Genomic DNA, 18373 nt, shown 5'->3' on the forward strand with positions numbered 1-18373 from the left:
TCTTGTCCTGATCAGCGGCGCCCGCGCGACGACGAGCGGCGGTCGTCGTCGTCATCGTCGCGGCGGTTGTCCCAGCCGCGGCGCGCCGCCTCGGCATGGCCGCGGGAATCGCCGAACCAGCCGCCCTGGCCGCGGTCGCGCGAATAGTCGTCGTCGCGGCCGCGCGAATAGCTGCGGCGGTCGTCGTCGCGGTCGCTGGTGAAGCGGCCCCGGCTGTCGCGGTCGCGGTCGTCGTCGTCGCGGCTGGAGCGCCCGCGCGAGGAATAGCGGTCGTCGTCATCGTCGCGGCGATGGTCCCAGCCGCGGCGGGCCGCCTCGGCATGGCCTTCGGAATCGCCGAACCAGCCGCCTTGGCCGCGGTCGCGCGAATAGTCGTCGTCGCGGCCGCGCGAATAGCTGCGGCGGTCGTCGTCATCGCGCCGCGAGGCCGCGTAACGGCGATCGTCGTCGCGGTCGCTGGTAAAGCGGCCCCGGCTGTCGCGGTCGCGGTCGTCGTCGCGGCTGGAACGCCCGCGCGAGGAATAGCGGTCGTCGTCGCGGTCGCTGGTGAAGCGGCCCCGGCTGTCACGGTCGCGGTCGTCGTCATCCCGGCGCGAGGAACGCCCGCGCGAGGAATAGCGGTCATCGTCGCGGTCGCTGGTGAAGCGGCCGCGGCTGTCGCGATCGCGGTCGTCGTCATCACGGCCCCGGCCGCCGGAACCGCCACGGCCACCATAATCGTCGTCGCTGACAAAGCGTCCGCGGTCGTCGCGTTCCGGCATGTTCGAGTTCCTCGGCATGATGTCCTCCTGATTTGCCGTAAGGTGCCGCAGTTGCGGCCTGGTCTCGCCGTCCGCGCGGGACGGCGTCTTCGTGCGGGCGCCGATGCGCCTGCCCAGGGCGGCGGGTTCGACCCCGGCCGCCTTGGCCTTGGCGAGAAGTCCGCTGCGCGGCTTCTCCTCGCGTTCGATGATTTCGCGGATCATCCGGGTAGAGACCCGCAGCGCCGCCGGTTGCAGCGCCTCGTCCAGATCCTGCCCGGCCCGGCCGAGCAGGAAGGACACCAGGTCCGTCTCGACGGCGAGATCGGTCAGCAGGGGAAATTCCTGCAATCCGGCCTCGATCCCGGCGTCGTAGAGCCAGCCATGCGCCCGGGCATGATCGGCCCAGGCCGTCGCCAGTTTCGGCAGCACGTCCTCGGCCGTCGCGGCATCGCTGACCTCGGCGGCCTCGCCAAGCAGCGCGCGAAGCGTCTTATGATGTTCGCGCAGCAGGGCAAAGCCGTCGTCGCCGGCCTTTTGCTCCTGTGCGCCGGTGGCCGGCGACTCGGACGGGGTGCCGTCGTCCTGGGGCGTCGCGTCCTCGGATGGGTCCGGGGTAGTGCTGGGGGTCTCGGTCTCACGCGCCATGTCATCGCCTCCATGCTGTGGGGCGGTTGAACCGGTGCGCGGCGCGAATGTTCCCGCGCAAAAATGCGTTCTTGCCGGGCAGCACGGGCGATGCCGCGGCGGGTGTTTCGGGCCTTGCGGCAAGCCCCTGAAAACGCCCGCCTTCGGCCTTGCGTGGCGGCTGTCGCGGGAAATGGCCGACCCGAACTGCAACAGTTGCGGAAAATCGATTCGAAAGGCTCGCCATTGCGCGCAAGCAGATTAAAATAAGCTAAGTTTCGAGGAGTAATGGAATCTCAGATGGCCAATGGCGACGGCGGGCAGCGCGTGGACCCCGAACTCGAGAAGGCGCTTTCCGAACTGCTGGTGCAGGCGGAGAAGGAGCCGATTTCCCCGCGCCTGCGCGAGTTGGCGAAGCGTCTGGAGGAGGCGCTGCAGAACGCGCGCCTGAGTCGCGAGATCAAGGAAGGCTGAACGCCGCTGTAGCAGGCGGTTGTCGGCCGGAGGCGGCGGAACTATCTCCCGCCTGAGGCATTGAGTCCCGGCTATCACCCGATGATCGCGAAGGCTGCAATGTCAGACGACATACTTGGCTATATTCCTGCGCTGCGAGCCTATGCGCGCGCGCTTTGCAGGTCATCGCTCGACGGCGACGATCTGGTGCAAGAAACCTTGTTGCGCGCCATTGAGCACGCGCGCCAGTATCAGCCAGGCACCAATATGCGCGCCTGGCTTTTTACCATCATGCGCAACCGCTTTTTCACCAATTGCAAGAAATCCGCCCGCGAGCGCACCGGGGCCGCCGATTGCGCCTCGCTGGTTCCGCAGGTCAAGCCCGACCAGGAATGGCACATGCAGGCGACCGAATTGCATGACGCGCTGAACAAGATGCCGGTGCATTACCGCGAGGCGATCATCCTGGTCGGTGCCCTGGGCGAAACCTATATCGACGCGGCACGCATCCTGGACTGCGACATCGGCACCATCAAAAGCCGGGTGAACCGTGCGCGCGGGATCCTGCGAAAGGCGCTGGAACCGACGCTGTGACGACGCGCCGACGGAGGCGCTGGCGAAGCGGCCCCGCCTGGCAGGCGGGGCCGCTTCCTTGCGGAAAGCCGGGCGGTCAGGCCGCTTCGCGATTGGTCTCGCTTTCGGCGATCTCGGTCAGCAGCTCGTCGGTCTGCGATTCCTCGTCCAGCGTCTGGGACAGCAGGGCGGCCGCGTCCTTCAGGCCCAGCTGCTGCGCCCATTGCCGCAGCGTGCCATAGCGGGCGATCTCGTAATGCTCGACCGCCTGCGCGGCGGCGATCAGGCCGGCATCCAGCGCCGGGGCGCCCTTGAAGGCGGACATGACCTCCTCGCCTTCCTCGATGATGCCGTCGATGGCCGGGCAGGTCTTGCCGCGCGGCGATTTGCCCAAGATCTCGAACACCTGCTGCAAACGCTCGACATGGGTCTGGGTCTGTTCGCGGTGCGTCTCGAAAGCCTCGCGCAGCCGCTCGGACTGGGCCCCGCGCGCCATCTTGGGAAGCGCCTTCAGAATCTGGCGCTCGGCATAGTAGATGTCTTTCAGGGTGTCGTGGAACAGATCGTCAAGAAGCTTCTCAGCCATCGGGATTTCCTTCCTGGTGAAGCCCGGCGCGGGACCGGACGGTTTCGCGCAGATGGAACCTGCCAAGGGGCGAAATGTTCCAGCCAAGGCCCGCGCCGGTCGGCCGCTTTCTGGCGTGGCGCCTGTCGCAGGCGGCCGGCGGGGAATACGCGCGATCACTGGCTTACGGGGGCGGGGCCGTCCTCGTCGAACTCGGGCAGGGCTTCCAGCTGCTCGCGGGTCCAGGGCAGGTAGATGCGCAGGTCGTCATCCTTGCTGTAGGCCACTAGGTCATCGACCGGCACGGCGACGCGGTGCTCGCCCATGCCCAGGAAGCCGCCCACGTCGATGATGGCATGGCTGATCTCGACCGAGGTCCCGCCGGCCGGCGTGCTCCCGGCGGCTTCTTGCGCCGGAGGGGTGGTGGCATCGGTCGGCGTCACCGTGCTGCTGTCCGAGCCGACGTTCTCGATCCGGTCATTGTCGCCGGTGTCCGTGCCGCTGGCCATGTTGGTCGAGTCGTTGTCCTTGGCCACGTCCGATGTCTGCGCCCCTGCCATGCCGGTGCTTTCCGAGCCGGTGGCGCCGGTCGCGGGGTCGGGGGTCGTCGCGGGGTCGGGGGTCGTTGCGGGGTCGGGGGTTGTCGCGGGGGCGGGGGTTGTTGCAGGGGCCGCGTCGGTCGCGGCCGGTGCCGCTGCATCGGCCTCGCCCAGCGAGGTGCTGCCGTCGGCAAAGACCAGCCCGTGCACCTCGCCGATATCGTCGCCGGCGGCATCATAGACCGTTGCGCCTTGCAGGTTGTCCGTGGTCAGGACGGCGTCGCTGTTCACATAGCCTTCGGGCGGCGCGATGGTGGGGGCAGCGGTGGCGGCCGGTGCGCTCTCCTGCGTCGCGGGCGCGGGCGCGGGCTGGGCGGGGGCATCCTGGGCCTGCGCGGCCCCCAGGCCAAGAGCCGCCAGGACGGCGGTGCTGAGCAGTAGCTGTCTCATCTCTTTCTCCTTGCTGTTCATGCTGCGGGAGGGCTGAACCGGCAAGGGCCCGGAATGTTCCCGCTTTCCTGCCCGGCGGCGGGACGCCATGCGGCTGGGCGGCCAAGCGCCGTCCACGCCCCAGCAGCCCGGCAGGGCAGGGATTTTTGGTCGCTGTGGCGGTCAGTAATTCCCGGGCGGGTCGCTGGCGGGAAAGGATTCGTCGCCCTGTTCGTCGACCTGATCCCAGTGCCGGGGCGGATCCTCCATCTCCCGCCGGCCGGCCGCGCGGATGCGGGGATAGGGCGCGGGCCGGCGCGGGGCGTTCCAGGCCGCCGCGCAGGCAAGACCCAGCGCGAGGCCGCCGAACAGCAGCAGAAGCCGGTTGTTCATCCTGGTGCTCCTTCTCAGATCATCGGCGCGCCGCCGGTGACGGCGATGGTCGCGCCCGAGACATAGCTCGACATCGGCTCGGCCAGCATGACATAGGCCGAGGCCAGCTCGACCGGCTGGGCCGGGCGCTTCATCGGATAGTTCTTGCCGAAATTGGCCACGTCATCGGGCGGCATGCTGGCCGGGATCAGCGGCGTCCAGACCGGGCCGGGCGCGACCGCGTTCACGCGGATGCCCTGTTCGGCCAGCATCTGCGCCAGGCCGGCGGTGAAGTTCTGGATCGCGCCCTTGGTCGTGGCATAGGCCAGCAGGCCGGGGTTCGGCTTGTCGGCATTGATCGAGGCGGTGTTGATGATGGCGCTGCCCTTGGGCATATGCGGCACCGCCGCCTTGGTCAGGTGGAACATCGCGTCGATATTGACGGCGAAGGTGCGGCGCCATTCCTCGTCGGTGATCTCCTCGATGCTGTCGAACAGCCGCTGATGCGCGGCATTGTTGACCAGAATGTCCAGGCGCCCGAAGCGCTCGACCACCTGGGCGACGATCTGGCGGCAATGTTCCGGGTCGGCAATGTCGCCGGGGATCGACAGGCAGTCGCGGCCCGCCTCGCGCACCAGTTCCGCGGTGCTGGCGGCATCCTCGGTCTCGTCCAGCCAGGACAGCGCCACGTCGGCACCCTCGCGGGCATAGGCGATGGCGACGGCGCGGCCGATGCCGCTGTCGCCGCCGGTGATCAGCGCGACCTTGCCCTGCAACCGGCCGGCGCCGCGCCAGCTTTCCTCGCCGTGGTCGGGCACCGGGTCCATCTTGCGAAAGCTGCCGGGCAGGGATTGCTGCTGTTTCGGGAACGGGGGCTTCGGATAATCGGTCATCGGTCGGGCCTTTCGTCGATTTCGGGATTGCCGGGCTGCTTCATGCCATTGCCCTGGCGGTTGGGATCGTCGGTCACGGCGTCGGTGGGGTCGATGCGCTGCTGGCGCTGGTCCAGCACATGCGGCGCCGGATGACGCATGTCCTCCAGCGCCGAATCCGGCGGGGCCGGTGCTGTCGCAAGCAGCGGCGGCGCCCGGCGCGGCGGTGTTACGGGCATGGCCACTGTCTCGGGCTGCCCGCGCGCATGTGCCAGGCAGAGCCCCAGGGCAATTCCCACGCCCATGGCGGCAAAGCCCAGGGCCACGCCAAGCGGCGGCAGGACCAGGTGCCAGCCCGGGCTGAGGCGCTCGGGCAGCAACCCGTAATCCACCAGGCCCGCGATGGCGGCGGTGACCAGCCCGGCCAGCCAGGCCAGGCGATACCCGCCGCGTGCCGCCTTGCGGAGCAGCAGCACCGCGACCCCGGACCAGAAGAAACAGGCCAGGACGTGGATCGCCGCGCCAAGCCCGATATGCGCCAGGTCCAGCGCCTGGATGCCGGCGACCTCGGGGCCGTAAAAGGCCTGGGTCGTGGCATTCAGGGGCATCCACCCCGGCAGGCCGCGCTGCAGGCTGAGCGCGAACAGCACCAGCCCCGAGAGCACCGAGGCCAGAACTCCGGCCCATGGCCAGGCCAGGTCGAAGCGCGCCATGGAGACAGGACGTGTCATGGTGAGCCCTCCTTTTCCCATGCAAGGCGAACCTGCGGGACGCTGCTTTGTTCCCGCGCAGGGCGATATCCCAGCGGCTTGTCGCCCGATCCGATGCCGAAGATCGGCCGCGAGGGGCCGTGCACCGGCAGGGACGATCCATCCGCGGCCGAAGCGTCACCCGGCAGCGAGCCCAGGTGGCGATCACGGCCGGCGCGGCGCGGGCTACGACAGATGGCGGCGCCGGTGCAGCCGATATTCCTCGCGCAGCAGGTCTTGCAGATGCTGCCGCCGGCTGCGGCCCGGCAGGCCGGCGTGCGTATGGGCGATGGCCTGTTTCAGCACCGATTCGACAAGCCGCTCGGCCGCGCCCGGATCGCGGATCAGCGCGCGCGCCTCGCCGAGCAGCTCGTGCACCACCGTCTCGATGCTGGGCAGCCGCTGCGCCTCGATCGCCGCATGCTGCGCATGCAGGTCCGCCAGGATGATCGGCGTCGTGGTCGGCTTGGTATAGATGTGCTGGTCGCGAAACAGCCGGGGCATGACTTCGCAGCCGCAGCCGGTCAGGAACACGAAGGGAATCTCGTTGTGAAGCAAGGAGTCCGCCACCGCGAAGTCGTCGCTCGATCCGATGTTCAGGATCGCGACCTGTGCCAGCGGCGTGCAATTGATCGCGTCGTGGATGTCGTCGAAGGGGCCGATGACGTGATCCCCGCCTTGCCGGATTTCCGATGCCAGCTTGCTGGCCAGGAAATAGTCGTCCTCGACCACCATGACCGAAATGGGTTCGCGTGCCATTGCCCCCTCCTGCACCTGTCCTCGGCGGACAATATCAACCAAAAGTCGTAGCATCACGAGGCATTGGTCAACTCTCGGCGGAAGTCAGCCGGCCGCCGACAGCTTTCGCGGGTTTCGCGCGGGCCAAGAGGCTAGCCGTCCTGTTGCTTCGGAAGGATGCTGATCCCGCCGCTGATTTCCAGCACGGCGGCGTCGATATCGGCCAGCGTCTTCAGCCCGTGCTGGATTCGCGCGGCTTCCAGAAGATCGTTCACGCTGACCCGCGCGCGCCCCAGGGCGTGGAAATCGATGCGGCCGTCGCTGATCAGCACGGTCGGCGCGCCGTCCAGCCACAGTGCCAGCCGGCTCGAGGCGCGCTTGGCATAGGACAGCGCCACATCGACGGCGAACAGCGTGATGATCAGCACCACCGCATTGATCAGCGAGAAATCGTCGCCCAGAAGCGCCTGCTGCGTCGTCTCGGCGATGATCAGCACCAGGACGAAATCGAAGGGCGTCGCCTGCGCCATGGTGCGCCGGCCCGAAAGCCGGGTGACCGCCAGCAGGAAGGCATAGATCGCAACGCCGCGAATGACGGAATCCATCATGCTCTCCTATGGCAGCACCAGCAGGCGGACCGGCCGGCTGTGCCCGCCGATCCCGAGGTCGAAGCGCACCAGCCCGAAATGCTCGGGGCGGATTTGCAGGACGACCTTGCCCGGCCCGGAAAAGCGCATCTCCTGCCGGTCGCCCTGCAGCACGGTTTCCGGCTCGGGCTGGATGCGCTGAAGGCCGACGCCGTCGAAGAATTCATTGCCGATGGCCAGCGTATCGGCGTCGCGCAGGGTGACGGTGATCTCGTCATTGCCCTCCCAGCGCGCGATGCGGGGCATCTCGACACTGGCGCCGGCGAAATGCAGCACGCGGCTGTGCAGCGGGCCGCCGCTGCCGGTCAGGCCCAGCAGGGCCGCCAGCATCAGCGCGCCGAAGGCGATCCAGGCCAGGCGCTGCGCGCGCCAGAAGCGTTCCTGGAAGGCACGGTTCTCGACCAGTTGCAGCCCGTCCGCGCGGACCGGGGGGATGTCGTCGATCCTGGCCATGGCTCAACCCGGCGTCATGACGACCTTGATGCAGCCGTCCTTCTTGTCGCGGAACTTCTTGTAAAGCTCCGGCCCCTCGGCCAGCGGCGCGCGGTCGGTGATGACGAAGGAGGGGTCGATCTCGCCCTTCTGGACCCTGTCCAGCAGCGGTTCCAGATAGCGGTGGGTGTGGGTCTGGCCCATGCGAAAGGTCAGCCCCTTGTTCATCGCCGCGCCGAAGGGGATCTTGTCGACCATGCCGACATAGACCCCGGGGACCGAGATCGTGCCGCCCTTGCGGCAGCAATAGATCATCTCGCGCAGCACATGCGGCCGGTCGGTGCCCAGCATCAGGCTGGCCTTGGCCTTGTCGAGCAGGGAATCCAGGCTGGCCGTGGCGTCGGCCTCGGTGCCGACGCAATCGATGCAGCGGTCGGGGCCGCGGCCCGCGGTCATCTCCATCAGCGCGTCATAGATCTTGACCGCCGAGAAATCCAGCACCTCGGCCTTGCCATGGGTCTCGGCCATGGCCAGCCGCTCGGGCACCTTGTCGATGGCGATGACGCGGCCCGCGCCCAGCATCCAGGCGCATTGGATGGCGAATTGCCCGACCGGGCCGCAGCCCCAGATCGCGACGGTATCGCCGGGCTCGATTTCGGCGTTCTCGGCCGCCATGTAGCCGGTGGGAAAGATGTCCGACAGAAACAGCACCTGCTCGTCCGGCAGCCCGTCCGGCACCCGGATCGGCCCGACGTCGCCATAGGGCACGCGCAGATATTCCGCCTGCCCGCCCGCATAGCCGCCGGTCAGATGCGAATAGCCGAACAGGCCCGCGGGCGCGTGGCCCATGAGCTTGGCCGCCTTTTCCGCATTGCGATTGGTGCGGTCGCACAGGGAATACAGCTGCTTGCGGCAGAAGAAGCAGTCGCCGCAGGCGATGTTGAAGGGAACGACGACGCGGTCGCCGACCTGGAACTTGCTGTGGTCGCGCCCGACCTCGACCACTTCGCCCATCGCCTCATGGCCCAGCACGTCGCCGCTTTCCATCGTCGGCATATAGCCGTCCATCAGGTGCAGGTCCGAGCCGCAGATGGCGCAGGCGCAGACCTTGATGATGATGTCGCGCCCGTCCTCGATGCCGGGGTCGGGCACGGTCTCGTGCCGGATGTCGCCCTTGCCGTGCCAGGTCAGTGCCTTCATCGCCGGGTCTCCTCTGCTGTCCGGTCCCCAACCCTCGGGAAAGGCAGATGTTCCAGCAGGGGGCCAAACCGCCGCCGGGGTCGGCAGGCACGGAAACGAAAACGCTCCGCCTCGGGTCGAGGCGGAGCGTCGGAAGAGCAAAGGTGCCGGCGCCAAGCGGCCGCCGCGGGCGAGGCCCTAGAACGGGATATCGTCGTCGAAATCCGGCCGCCCCGAGGACGACTGCCCGCCGCCCTGGCCGCCACCTTGGCTGCCGCCATAGCCGCCGCCCGAGCTGCCCCCGCCATAGCCGCCGCCACCGCCATAGCTGCCGCCGCCGTAATTGTCATCGCCGCGACCGCCGCCGCCGCCCGGGCCGCCGCGGCCGTCGAGCATGTGCAGCTCGCTGCGGAAGGGGCGCAGGGCGACCTCGGTCGTATAGCGGTCATTGCCGCTCTGGTCCTGCCATTTACGGGTTTCCAGCTGGCCCTCGACATAGACCTTGCTGCCCTTTTTCAGGTATTGCTCGGCGACGCGGACCAGGGGCTCGGAATAGATGGCGACGGTGTGCCATTCCGTGCGCTCCTTGCGCTCGCCGGTGTTGCGGTCCTTCCAGGTCTCCGAGGTGGCGATGCGCAGGTTCGCGACCTTGCCGCCGCTCGGAAAGCTGCGGACCTCGGGGTCTTGGCCCAGGTTGCCGACCAGGATGACCTTGTTGACGCTGCCCGCCATGCTGCCGGCCCTTTCGTTCTGTTCGTGCCTCGCGCGGGTTTAGCGCGTCCCGGCGCCTCGGGGCAAGCGGAATGCAAGGGGTGCCCACGCCGCCCGCCTTGCGCGGAAATCCGCCGATGCCGGCGCGGTTCGGGCGTGGAAACAAAGCTGTTGCGGTGTTCCCCCGGCTTTGCGCTATAGTGCCAGCAAAAAGAAATACGGCGTGCATGAGGGACTTCAGATGCTTTCAAGCCATCGGGCATTGCTGCGCAACATCGGCCGCACGGCGCTGGTGCTGACGATTTCGGCCGGGCTTGCCGCGCCCGCCGCGGCCGAGGGGCTGCGGCTCCAGACGAAAAGCGGCAAGTCGCGCATCGCCCAGTTCGAGCGCCAGACCCGGCTGATGGATTCGCGCCTGGCCGGGCAATACCAGCAATCGGCGCGGCTGCGGCCCGGCGGTACCTCGACGAAAAGCGTGGTCGAGCTGGACCTGCCGACCGCGATCCCGGCCTATCGCGGCAACCGCCGCAGCCAGTATCTGCCGCATGCCCGGGCGATGGCGCGCAAGCACGGCGTGCCCGAGGATCTGTTCCTGCGGCTGGTGCAGCAGGAATCGGGCTGGAACCCCTCGGCGCGCTCGCACAAGGGCGCGCGCGGGCTGGCGCAGCTGATGCCCGGCACGGCGGCGAAGCTGGGCGTCGATCCCGGCGATCCGATCCAGAACCTGGAAGGCGGCGCGCGCTACCTGCGCATGATGTACAACACCTTCGGCAGCTGGCGGCTGGCGCTGGCCGCCTATAACGCCGGGCCGGCGGCGGTGGCGAAATACGGCGGCGTGCCGCCCTATCGCGAGACCAAGAACTACGTCCGCATCATCCACGGCAGTTGAAATGGAAAGGCCGGGCAGGGCGCCCGGCCTTTTCCATTTACCCCTCAGAAGGTCGAGGGGATGATGCGCGTGTATTTCGTCCCGGCGATCGAGGCCCCCGCCATCAACCCCGACTGGCCGAAGACCATGGCCACCACCGGCTGCTGCGCGGTGATCGTGTCGGTGCCCATCGAGACGCCGCGGGCGGGCAGGGCGTAATAGGCCCCGGCCTCGGCCACCCAGCCCGGGGCGCGGCGGAAATCGGCCAGCGCGGCATCGGTCTGGAAGATCAGCACATGGGCATATTGCTGCGCGCCGATCTGGAAGCCGACGCTGGCCTGCGCCGCAGAATAGTAATCCACCGTCACGTTGTTGATGCGCAGCGCGCCCTGGCCGTAAGCGCCGCCGACGCCGAAGCCGGCCTCGGTCATCAGCGGCATGTAGAGCACGCCCTTGGCGTTCTGCACCATCGGCGCGGTGGCGGGATAGGTCTGCAACAGGTAGTTGCGCGTCGCGTCCACCCGCGCATCCAGCCGCGAGGGCGCGTCCTGCCCGACCGCGTTCGAGCAGCCCGCCACGGCCGCCGCACCGGCCAGCGCGCCGCCCAGCACAAGGAACCGCCGGCTGATGGGGTTGGGATTGGTCATGTTTCGCCCTCGTTGCTGAACGGCGGTTGCGCCGCCCGTTAAGCCCGCGATGATAAAGGCGAATGCCGCCTCATGCCAGCCTTTCGGCGACCTGCGGCGCGTAATAGGTCAGGATGCCGTCGCAGCCGGCGCGGCGGAAGGCGAGCAGGCTTTCGATGACCACGTCGCGCGACAGCCAGCCGTTGCGGATCGCGCCCTCGAGCATCGCATATTCGCCGCTGACCTGATAGGCGAAGGTCGGCGCCGCGAACTGGTCGCGCACCATGCGGCAGATATCCAGATAGGGCATGCCGGGCTTGACCATGACCATGTCGGCGCCCTCGGCCAGGTCGCGGGCGACGCAGCGCATCGCCTCGTCGCGGTTCGCCGGGTTGATCTGATAGGTCTTCTTGTCGCCGACCAGCCGCCCCGAGGCGCCGACCGCGTCGCGGAACGGGCCATAGAATCCCGAGGCGTATTTCGCCGCATAGGACAGGATCGCCACGTCCTTGTGGCCATTCGCTTCCAGCAGCCCGCGCAATGCGCCGATGCGCCCGTCCATCATGTCCGAGGGGCCGAGGATATCCGCCCCCGCCTCGGCCTGGACCAGCGCCATGCGGCCAAGCGCCTCGACCGTCTCGTCGTTCAGGATCACGCCGTCCCGCACGATCCCGTCATGGCCGTTGGCGTTATAGGGGTCGAGCGCAATGTCGGTCATCACCGCCAGGTCCGGCGCCACCTCCTTGATGGCGCGGATGGCGCGGTTGCCGATGTTGTCCGGATCCCAGGCGCGCTCGCAGCTCTCGGTCTTTTGGTCCGGGTCGGAATGCGGAAAGATGCAGATCGCCGGGATGTTCAGCCGCAGCGCGGTTTCGGCCGCGCGCCTGGCGCCGTCCAGCGTCAGCCGCTCGACCCCGGGCATCGAGGGGATCTCGCCGGCGCCGCCGTCGATCTCGGTCACGAAGATCGGCCAGATCAGGTTCGCCGGCGTCAGGTTGACCTCGGTCGTCAGCGCGCGCAGCGCCGGCGTGCGGCGCAGGCGGCGCAGGCGGGTCATCGGAAAGGGGGCGACGATCGGGGTCGGGGACATGGCGGCCTCTCGCATGGCTTGGCTCGGGCGGGAAACTGCACCCGGGGCGTCCGCTGTGCAACCCCGTATGACCCTCGGCGCGGCCGGGATGCGGGTATTTGGAAAATGGAAAGACTGCGCGACCAGGGACGCGAGGTGCCGGAAAATCCCGGTTTCCCTTTCGGTTGCGCGCGGTTAGTTTGCCCCTCGCGCAGTTTGCACGAGGGAGATTTGCGTGCCCGGAGCCGAGGCCATCCTCGCCCTGCTGGACAGCCGGTCCTTCGGCTCGATCTGGTTCTGGGTGATCCTGACGCTGGCCTGGACCATGGCCGGCCGCCGCAGCCTGGGCGTGCCCTCGGACGTGATCGCAGCCGCCGGCCGCACCGCACCGAGGCCCGAGGACGATCCGGCGGCGCTGATGCTTTTGGACTGGCTGTCCCTGACCCTGCCGCGCTGGCAGCTTGGCCCGCGCGAGGGGGCGGTGCTGCTGGGTGTCGGCGCATTCCTGGTCAGCACGCTGGCGGTGCTGGGGTTCGGCTATGGGCTGGAGATGGCGCAGGCGCTGGTGCTGCTGATCCTGCCCTTTGCCGGTCTGTTCGCGCTGGACCTGCGGCTGGCGCGCCGGCTGGGTGCGGTGCTGGCCCGGGCCGAGGTCGGCCAGCCGGTGAACGAGGCCGGGGCCGAGGCGGCGCGGCTTCTGCGCCACCACCGCCGGGTCGGGCTGGCGATCTCGGTCCTGTCGGTGGCGGTGACGGCGTTCTACGGCGCGGTCTGGATGATCGCGCATCCCTTCGGCTTCTGACTTGACTCTGCCCGCGCCGGCTTTACCTCACGAGCCATGTCAGCGCATCCCGAACACCTGATCCTTTCCGGCGCGCCCGAGGGCATGGACGCCGCCCTGGTCGCGCGCGAACTGTCGCGCGGCCAGCCCGTCATCCACATCGCCCGCGACGACCGCCGCATGGCGGCGATGCGCGCCGCGCTGGGGTTCTTTGCCCCGCAGGCCGCAGTGCTGGAATTCCCGGCCTGGGACACCACGCCTTACGACCGCGTCTCGCCCGCCGGGGGCGTGATGGCCGCGCGCATGGCGGTGCTGACGGCCTTGGCGCATGGCGCGCTGAAGGGGCCCTTCGTGCTCTTGACCACGCTTTCGGCCGCCATGCAGCGGGTGCCGCCGCGCGCGGCGCTGCGCGGGGCCAGCTTCTCGGCCAGCGTGGGCAACCGCATGGACGAGGGCGCCTTGCGCGCCTATCTGGCCCGCATGGGCTTTTCGCAATCGCCCACCGTGACCGAGCCCGGCGATTTCGCCGTGCGCGGCGGCATCATCGATATCTATCCGCCGGGCGATTCGGGGCCGATCCGGCTGGACATGTTCGGCGACGTGCTGGAAGGCGCGCGGCGTTTCGACGTGGAATCACAGCGTTCCACCGAAAAGCTTGACCATGTCGAGCTGGCGCCGATGTCCGAGGTGATCCTGGACGAAGCCGCGATCACCCGCTTCCGCCAGAACTACCGCTCCGAATATGGCGCCGCCGCGAACGACCCGCTTTATGAGGGCATCAGCGCCGGGCGCAAGATGGCCGGGATGGAGCATTGGCTGCCCTGGTTCCACGCCGGGCTGGAAAGCCTCTTCGACTATCTGCCTGGTGCCGCGGTGGTGGCGGACGACCATCTGGACCAGGTCCGCGACGTCCGCTGGAACACCATCGCCGAGCAATTTGAGGCCCGGCGCGAGGCGCTGGCCCGCAAGGGGGGCACCGATACGGTCTATCGCCCGGTGCCGCCTTCGGAGATGTTCCCCGACGAGGCCGAGTGGAAGCGCTGGCTTGCCGCGCATCGCCTGCTGCGGCTCTCGGTGCTGCCGCAGCCGCCCGGGCCGGGCGTGCTGGATGCGGGCGGCCGCGTCGGGCGCAATTTCGCGCCCGAGCGTCAGGCTGAAAAGGGAAACCTTTTCAAGGCTCTGTCGGAACATATTCGAAAACTTCAAGCCACGCATCGCGTCGTGGTGGCCAGCTTTTCCGAAGGCGCCCGCGAACGCCTGGCCGGGCTGATCGCCGACGAGGGGGTGCAGGGCGCCAAGCCCATCGCCGACCTGCGCGACCTGCCGGCCGCACCCGGCGCGCTGGGGCTGGCGGTCTGGCCGCTGGAGGAGGGCTTTGTCTCGGACGGCGCGGCCACCGGGCCGCTGGCGGTGATCTCGGAACAGGACGTGCTGGGCGACCGGCTGATCCGCGGCGCGAAGCGCAAGCGCAAGGCCGAGAATTTCCTGCGCGACACCACCACGCTGACCCCCGGCGACCTGGTGGTGCATGTCGAACATGGCATCGGCCGCTATACCGGCCTTGAGACCGTGATGGCGCTGAAGGTGCCGCATGACTGCGTCGCCATCGAATATGCCGGCGGCGACCGGCTGTATCTGCCGGTCGAGAACATCGAACTGCTCAGCCGCTATGGCCATGAGGAAGGCCTCTTGGACAAGCTGGGCGGCGGGGCCTGGCAGGCGCGCAAGGCCAGGCTCAAGGAACGCATCAAGCTGATCGCCGACAAGCTGATGCGCGTCGCGGCCGAGCGCCTGCTGCGTCCCGCCCCGGTGCTGGAACCCGAGCATCACGAGGTCGAAAGCTTCGCCGCCCGCTTCCCCTATACCGAGACCGAGGACCAAGCGGCGGCGATCTCGGACGTGGCCGAGGACCTGGCCGCCGGCCGGCCGATGGACCGGCTGGTGGTGGGCGACGTGGGCTTCGGCAAGACCGAGGTTGCCATGCGCGCGGCCTTCATCGCCGCCAGCCAGGGCCGGCAGGTCGCCGTGGTGGCGCCGACCACGCTGCTGGCGCGGCAGCATTTCCGCACCTTTGCCGAGCGCTTCCGCGGCACCGCGATCAACGTCCGACCACTGTCGCGCTTCGTCTCGGCCAAGGATGCCGCCGAGACCCGCAAGGGCCTGGCCGAGGGCACGGTCGACATCGTCGTCGGCACTCATGCCGTGGTGGCGAAGCAGGTCCGCTTCAAGAACCTCGGGCTCTTGATCGTCGACGAAGAGCAGCATTTCGGCGTCGGCCACAAGGAGCGCCTGAAGGAGCTGCGCAGCGACATCCATGTCCTGACCCTGACCGCGACGCCGATCCCGCGCACGCTGCAACTGTCGCTGACCGGGGTGCGGGACCTGTCGATCATCGGCACGCCGCCGGTGGACCGGCTCTCGATCCGCACCTATGTCAGCGAGTTCGACAGCGTCACCATCCGCGAGGCGCTGCTGCGCGAGAAATACCGTGGCGGGCAGAGCTTCTTCGTCGTGCCGCGCCTGTCGGACCTGCCCGAAGTCGAGGAATGGCTGAAGGAACACGTCCCCGAGGTCTCGACCATCGTCGCCCATGGCCAGCTGGCGGCGGGCGATCTGGATAGCCGCATGAACGCCTTCTACGATCGCGGCGCCGATGTCCTGCTGGCGACGACCATCGTCGAATCGGGCCTGGATATTCCGACCGCCAACACCATGGTGGTCTGGCGCGCCGACATGTTCGGCCTGGCGCAGCTTTACCAGATCCGCGGCCGGGTCGGGCGGTCGAAAACGCGGGCCTATTGCTACCTGACCACCAAGCCCCGGGTGCCGCTGACGCCGCAGGCGATGCGGCGGCTGAAGTTCCTGGGCGCCATCGACAGCCTGGGCGCCGGCTTCAACCTGGCCTCGCAGGATCTGGACCTGCGCGGCGCCGGCAACCTTCTGGGCGAGGAGCAGTCCGGCCATATCAAGGAGGTCGGCTTCGAGCTTTACCAGCAGATGCTGGAGGAGACCATCGCCAAGCTGAAATCCGGCGAGATCGAGGGCACGCCCGAGGACGAATGGGCGCCGCAGCTGAACCTGGGCGTGCCGGTGACGATTCCCGAAAGCTATGTGCCCGACCTGGACGTGCGGCTGGAGCTCTATCGCCGGCTGGCCGAGCTGACGACCAAGGTCGAACTCGAGGGCTTCGCCGCCGAGCTGATCGACCGTTTCGGCCCGCTGCCGCGCGAGGTGAACACGCTGCTGCTGGTCATCCGCATCAAGGCGATGGCGAAGCGGGCGAATATCTCGAAGCTGGACGCCGGGCCCAAGGGGGTGACGATCCAGTTCCACGGCGACAAGTTCCCGAACCCGGCCGGGCTGGTCGAATTCATCCACGACCAGCGCGGCCAGGCCAAGGTCACCGACAACAAGATCGTGGTGCTGCGCGACTGGCCGGGCGATGCCGACCGCATCAAGGGCGCCTTTGCCATCGCCAAGGACCTGGCCGCCAAGATCAAGGAGGGTCGAGCCAGGGCCTGACCCTCAGGCCGTAACCTTTAGGGGTTCCAGCGCAGGAAATTGCCGATGATGCGCAAGCCGACGTCCTGCGATTTCTCGGGATGGAACTGGGTGCCGACGATATTGTCGCGCCCGACCACCGCCGTCACCGGCCCGCCGTAATCCGCCGTCGCCAGCAGATGCGCGGGCTCCGTGACGTGGAACTGCCAGCTGTGCACGAAATAGGCGTGATCGCCCGAGCGGATACCGTCCAGCAGCGGATGCGGGCGCAGCACCGTCAGGTCGTTCCAGCCCATATGCGGCACCTTCAGCCCCGGCGCGTCGATGGCGTCGATCTGGCCGCCGATCCAGCCGAGGCCGGGGGTGTCGCGATATTCATGGCCGATCTCGGCCAGCATCTGCATGCCGACGCAGATGCCCATGAAGGGCACGGCGCGGGTCAGGACCGCCTCGGTCAGTGCCTCGACCATGCCGGGCACCGCCTCGAGCGCCGCCTTGCAGGCCGGGAAGGCGCCGTCGCCCGGCAGAACGATGCGGTCGGCGCGCGCGACCAGCGCCGGGTCGGAGGTCACCACCACCTCGGCCCCGGCCTCGCGGCCCATCAAGGCAAAGGCCTTTTCGGCGGAATGCAGGTTGCCGCTGTCGTAATCGACCAGGGCGACGCGCATCACAGCGCGCCCTTGGTCGAGGGCAGCACGCCGGCCATGCGCGGATCGGGCTCGACCGCCTCGCGCAGGGCGCGGGCCACGGCCTTGAAGGCGGCCTCGGCGATGTGATGCGAATTCACCCCGTGGATGCGGTCGACATGCAGGGTGATGCCGCCATGGGTCGAAAGCGCCTGGAAGAATTCCCGCACCAGCTCGCAATCGAAGGTGCCGATCTTTTCGGTCGGGAAGCCCATATTCCAGACCAGATAGGCCCGGCCCGACAGGTCCAGCGCCGCCGCGACCTGGGCGTCGTCCATCGCCAGGTGGAAGCGGCCATAGCGGCGGATGCCCTTCTTGTCGCCCAGCGCCTTGACCAGTGCTTGGCCCAGCGCGATGCCGGTGTCCTCGACCGTGTGGTGGTCGTCGATATGCAGGTCGCCCTTGGCCCGCACCGTCAGGTCGATCAGCGAATGCCGCGCGAGCTGGTCCAGCATGTGGTCGAAGAAGCCGACGCCGGTCTGGTTGTCGTAGCGGCCGCTGCCGTCCAGGTCGATCTCGACCTCGATCCGGGTCTCGGCCGTGTCGCGGGTGATCTTTGCGCGGCGCATCTCGTCTCCTCATGAAAGGCTCGCCGCCTTATAGGGCGGGCGCGGGCGGCTGAAAAGCCGGGGCTTTGGGCGGGTCGTCGCGCGGCCCCGGGCCGGCGTTCTTGTCATATCGGCGGCGGGGTGCCAAAACGGGGCAAGCGGACAAGCGCCTGAAAGGATCCTGGCCGATGAGAGACGAGCTGACTGCCAGCGAAAAGCGGCTGACCGCCGCCCTGGACCGCATCGACCGGCTGATCGACCGAGCCGCTGCTGCCGGCGGCGCCGCGCCCTCGGCCGAGGGTCGGGCCGAGAACCAGCGCCTGTCGCAGGAGCTGGCGGCGCTGCATGAGCGCGAGGCCGCGACGCTCTCTGCCTGCGAGGGCCGGCTGGCCGAGGCGCATCAGCGCCTGGTGGCGGCCGGGCAGGAGGCGGCACGGCTCTCGGCGGCCAATGAGGCGCTGGCCGCCGCCAATCGCGCGCTGATCGAGGCCGCCGGCCTGCCCCGGGACGAGGCGCTTGCCGCGCTGGAGGCCGAGGTCGAGGCGCTGCGCGCCGCCCGCGCCGCCGAGATGGCGCAGATGGGCGACATCATCGACACGCTGGACCGCATGGCCGGGGAAGCCGCCGCGCCGGAGACCGCGGACGTGGACGGGGAAAGGGGCTGAGCC

Annotated in this window: 21 protein-coding genes; 6 read left to right on the top strand and 15 right to left on the bottom strand. The window is 68.7% G+C overall.

Going from position 1 to position 18373, the window contains the following annotated elements; genetic code table 11:
* Positions 1–11: 11 nt before the first annotated feature.
* The gene (locus ASV56_RS01180; protein ID WP_062560441.1) at positions 12–1388 is read right to left on the bottom strand and encodes a hypothetical protein; all 1377 of its coding nucleotides are present in this window, start codon (positions 1386–1388) and stop codon (positions 12–14) included.
* A 279-nt stretch (positions 1389–1667) separates the two neighbouring features.
* On the opposite strand from ASV56_RS01180, the gene ASV56_RS23915 reads away from it, so the two are divergent.
* Both ASV56_RS23915 and ASV56_RS01190 read left to right on the top strand, forming a co-directional pair.
* On the top strand, positions 1668–1841 hold the full coding sequence (locus ASV56_RS23915; protein ID WP_172823720.1) for a hypothetical protein: 174 nt from the start codon (positions 1668–1670) through the stop codon (positions 1839–1841).
* Between the two features lie 99 nt (positions 1842–1940).
* Positions 1941–2414, top strand: a complete 474-nt coding sequence (locus tag ASV56_RS01190; protein WP_062560443.1) for a sigma-70 family RNA polymerase sigma factor — start codon at positions 1941–1943, stop codon at positions 2412–2414.
* Positions 2415–2490: 76 nt separating this feature from the next.
* Here ASV56_RS01190 and ASV56_RS01195 read toward each other — a convergent pair whose 3' ends face one another.
* The 10 genes from ASV56_RS01195 to ssb form a co-directional block, all read right to left on the bottom strand.
* Entirely contained in the window at positions 2491–2979 is a 489-nt protein-coding gene (locus tag ASV56_RS01195) for a YciE/YciF ferroxidase family protein (RefSeq protein ID WP_062560444.1), read from the bottom strand.
* Between the two features lie 155 nt (positions 2980–3134).
* Positions 3135–3947, bottom strand: coding sequence for a hypothetical protein (locus ASV56_RS01200; RefSeq protein ID WP_062560445.1), 813 nt, complete (start codon positions 3945–3947; stop codon positions 3135–3137).
* A gap of 162 nt (positions 3948–4109) precedes the next feature.
* The gene (locus ASV56_RS01205) at positions 4110–4319 is read right to left on the bottom strand and encodes a hypothetical protein (protein ID WP_062560446.1); all 210 of its coding nucleotides are present in this window, start codon (positions 4317–4319) and stop codon (positions 4110–4112) included.
* A 14-nt stretch (positions 4320–4333) separates the two neighbouring features.
* A complete protein-coding gene (locus tag ASV56_RS01210) occupies positions 4334–5191 on the bottom strand; it encodes an SDR family oxidoreductase (RefSeq protein ID WP_062560447.1) in 858 nt (285 codons plus the stop codon).
* Positions 5188–5901, bottom strand: coding sequence for a hypothetical protein (locus ASV56_RS01215; protein WP_253879812.1), 714 nt, complete (start codon positions 5899–5901; stop codon positions 5188–5190). The genes ASV56_RS01210 and ASV56_RS01215 overlap by 4 nt, the downstream gene beginning before the upstream one ends.
* Before the next feature lie 204 nt (positions 5902–6105).
* A complete protein-coding gene (locus ASV56_RS01220) occupies positions 6106–6678 on the bottom strand; it encodes a response regulator (RefSeq protein WP_062560449.1) in 573 nt (190 codons plus the stop codon).
* Between the two features lie 131 nt (positions 6679–6809).
* Positions 6810–7262, bottom strand: coding sequence for a DUF421 domain-containing protein (locus tag ASV56_RS01225; protein ID WP_062560450.1), 453 nt, complete (start codon positions 7260–7262; stop codon positions 6810–6812).
* Positions 7263–7271: 9 nt separating this feature from the next.
* A complete protein-coding gene (locus ASV56_RS01230; RefSeq protein WP_062560451.1) occupies positions 7272–7757 on the bottom strand; it encodes a hypothetical protein in 486 nt (161 codons plus the stop codon).
* Between the two features lie 3 nt (positions 7758–7760).
* The gene (locus tag ASV56_RS01235) at positions 7761–8936 is read right to left on the bottom strand and encodes a zinc-dependent alcohol dehydrogenase (protein ID WP_062560452.1); all 1176 of its coding nucleotides are present in this window, start codon (positions 8934–8936) and stop codon (positions 7761–7763) included.
* A gap of 177 nt (positions 8937–9113) precedes the next feature.
* Complete coding sequence (gene ssb, locus ASV56_RS01240; protein ID WP_062560453.1) at positions 9114–9647, bottom strand: single-stranded DNA-binding protein; 534 nt, start codon at positions 9645–9647, stop codon at positions 9114–9116.
* 220 nt (positions 9648–9867) lie between these two features.
* Here ssb and ASV56_RS01245 point away from each other — a divergent pair, with 220 nt between their 5' ends.
* Positions 9868–10515, top strand: a complete 648-nt coding sequence (locus ASV56_RS01245; RefSeq protein ID WP_062560454.1) for a lytic transglycosylase domain-containing protein — start codon at positions 9868–9870, stop codon at positions 10513–10515.
* Between the two features lie 44 nt (positions 10516–10559).
* Here the strand turns inward: ASV56_RS01245 and ASV56_RS01250 are convergent, their stop codons facing one another.
* Positions 10560–11141: a lipid-binding SYLF domain-containing protein gene (locus ASV56_RS01250; RefSeq protein ID WP_018000335.1), complete on the bottom strand. Its 582-nt coding sequence runs from the start codon at positions 11139–11141 to the stop codon at positions 10560–10562.
* 70 nt (positions 11142–11211) lie between these two features.
* A complete protein-coding gene (hemB, locus tag ASV56_RS01255) occupies positions 11212–12210 on the bottom strand; it encodes a porphobilinogen synthase (RefSeq protein WP_062560455.1) in 999 nt (332 codons plus the stop codon).
* 214 nt (positions 12211–12424) lie between these two features.
* Here hemB and ASV56_RS01260 point away from each other — a divergent pair, with 214 nt between their 5' ends.
* A complete protein-coding gene (locus ASV56_RS01260; protein ID WP_062560456.1) occupies positions 12425–12991 on the top strand; it encodes a hypothetical protein in 567 nt (188 codons plus the stop codon).
* Positions 12992–13027: 36 nt separating this feature from the next.
* On the top strand, positions 13028–16492 hold the full coding sequence (gene mfd / locus ASV56_RS01265) for a transcription-repair coupling factor (protein ID WP_062560457.1): 3465 nt from the start codon (positions 13028–13030) through the stop codon (positions 16490–16492).
* A 17-nt stretch (positions 16493–16509) separates the two neighbouring features.
* Here mfd and hisH read toward each other — a convergent pair whose 3' ends face one another.
* On the bottom strand, positions 16510–17139 hold the full coding sequence (hisH, locus tag ASV56_RS01270; protein WP_062560458.1) for an imidazole glycerol phosphate synthase subunit HisH: 630 nt from the start codon (positions 17137–17139) through the stop codon (positions 16510–16512).
* Complete coding sequence (gene hisB / locus ASV56_RS01275) at positions 17139–17726, bottom strand: imidazoleglycerol-phosphate dehydratase HisB (RefSeq protein WP_062560459.1); 588 nt, start codon at positions 17724–17726, stop codon at positions 17139–17141. The genes hisH and hisB overlap by 1 nt, the downstream gene beginning before the upstream one ends.
* 167 nt (positions 17727–17893) lie before the next feature.
* On the opposite strand from hisB, the gene ASV56_RS01280 reads away from it, so the two are divergent.
* Positions 17894–18370, top strand: a complete 477-nt coding sequence (locus ASV56_RS01280) for a hypothetical protein (protein WP_062560460.1) — start codon at positions 17894–17896, stop codon at positions 18368–18370.
* The last annotated feature ends 3 nt before the right edge of the window (positions 18371–18373 follow it).

It is taken from the genome of Paracoccus aminovorans, from assembly GCF_001546115.1.
GTDB classification, from domain to species: Bacteria; Pseudomonadota; Alphaproteobacteria; order Rhodobacterales; family Rhodobacteraceae; genus Paracoccus; species Paracoccus aminovorans_B.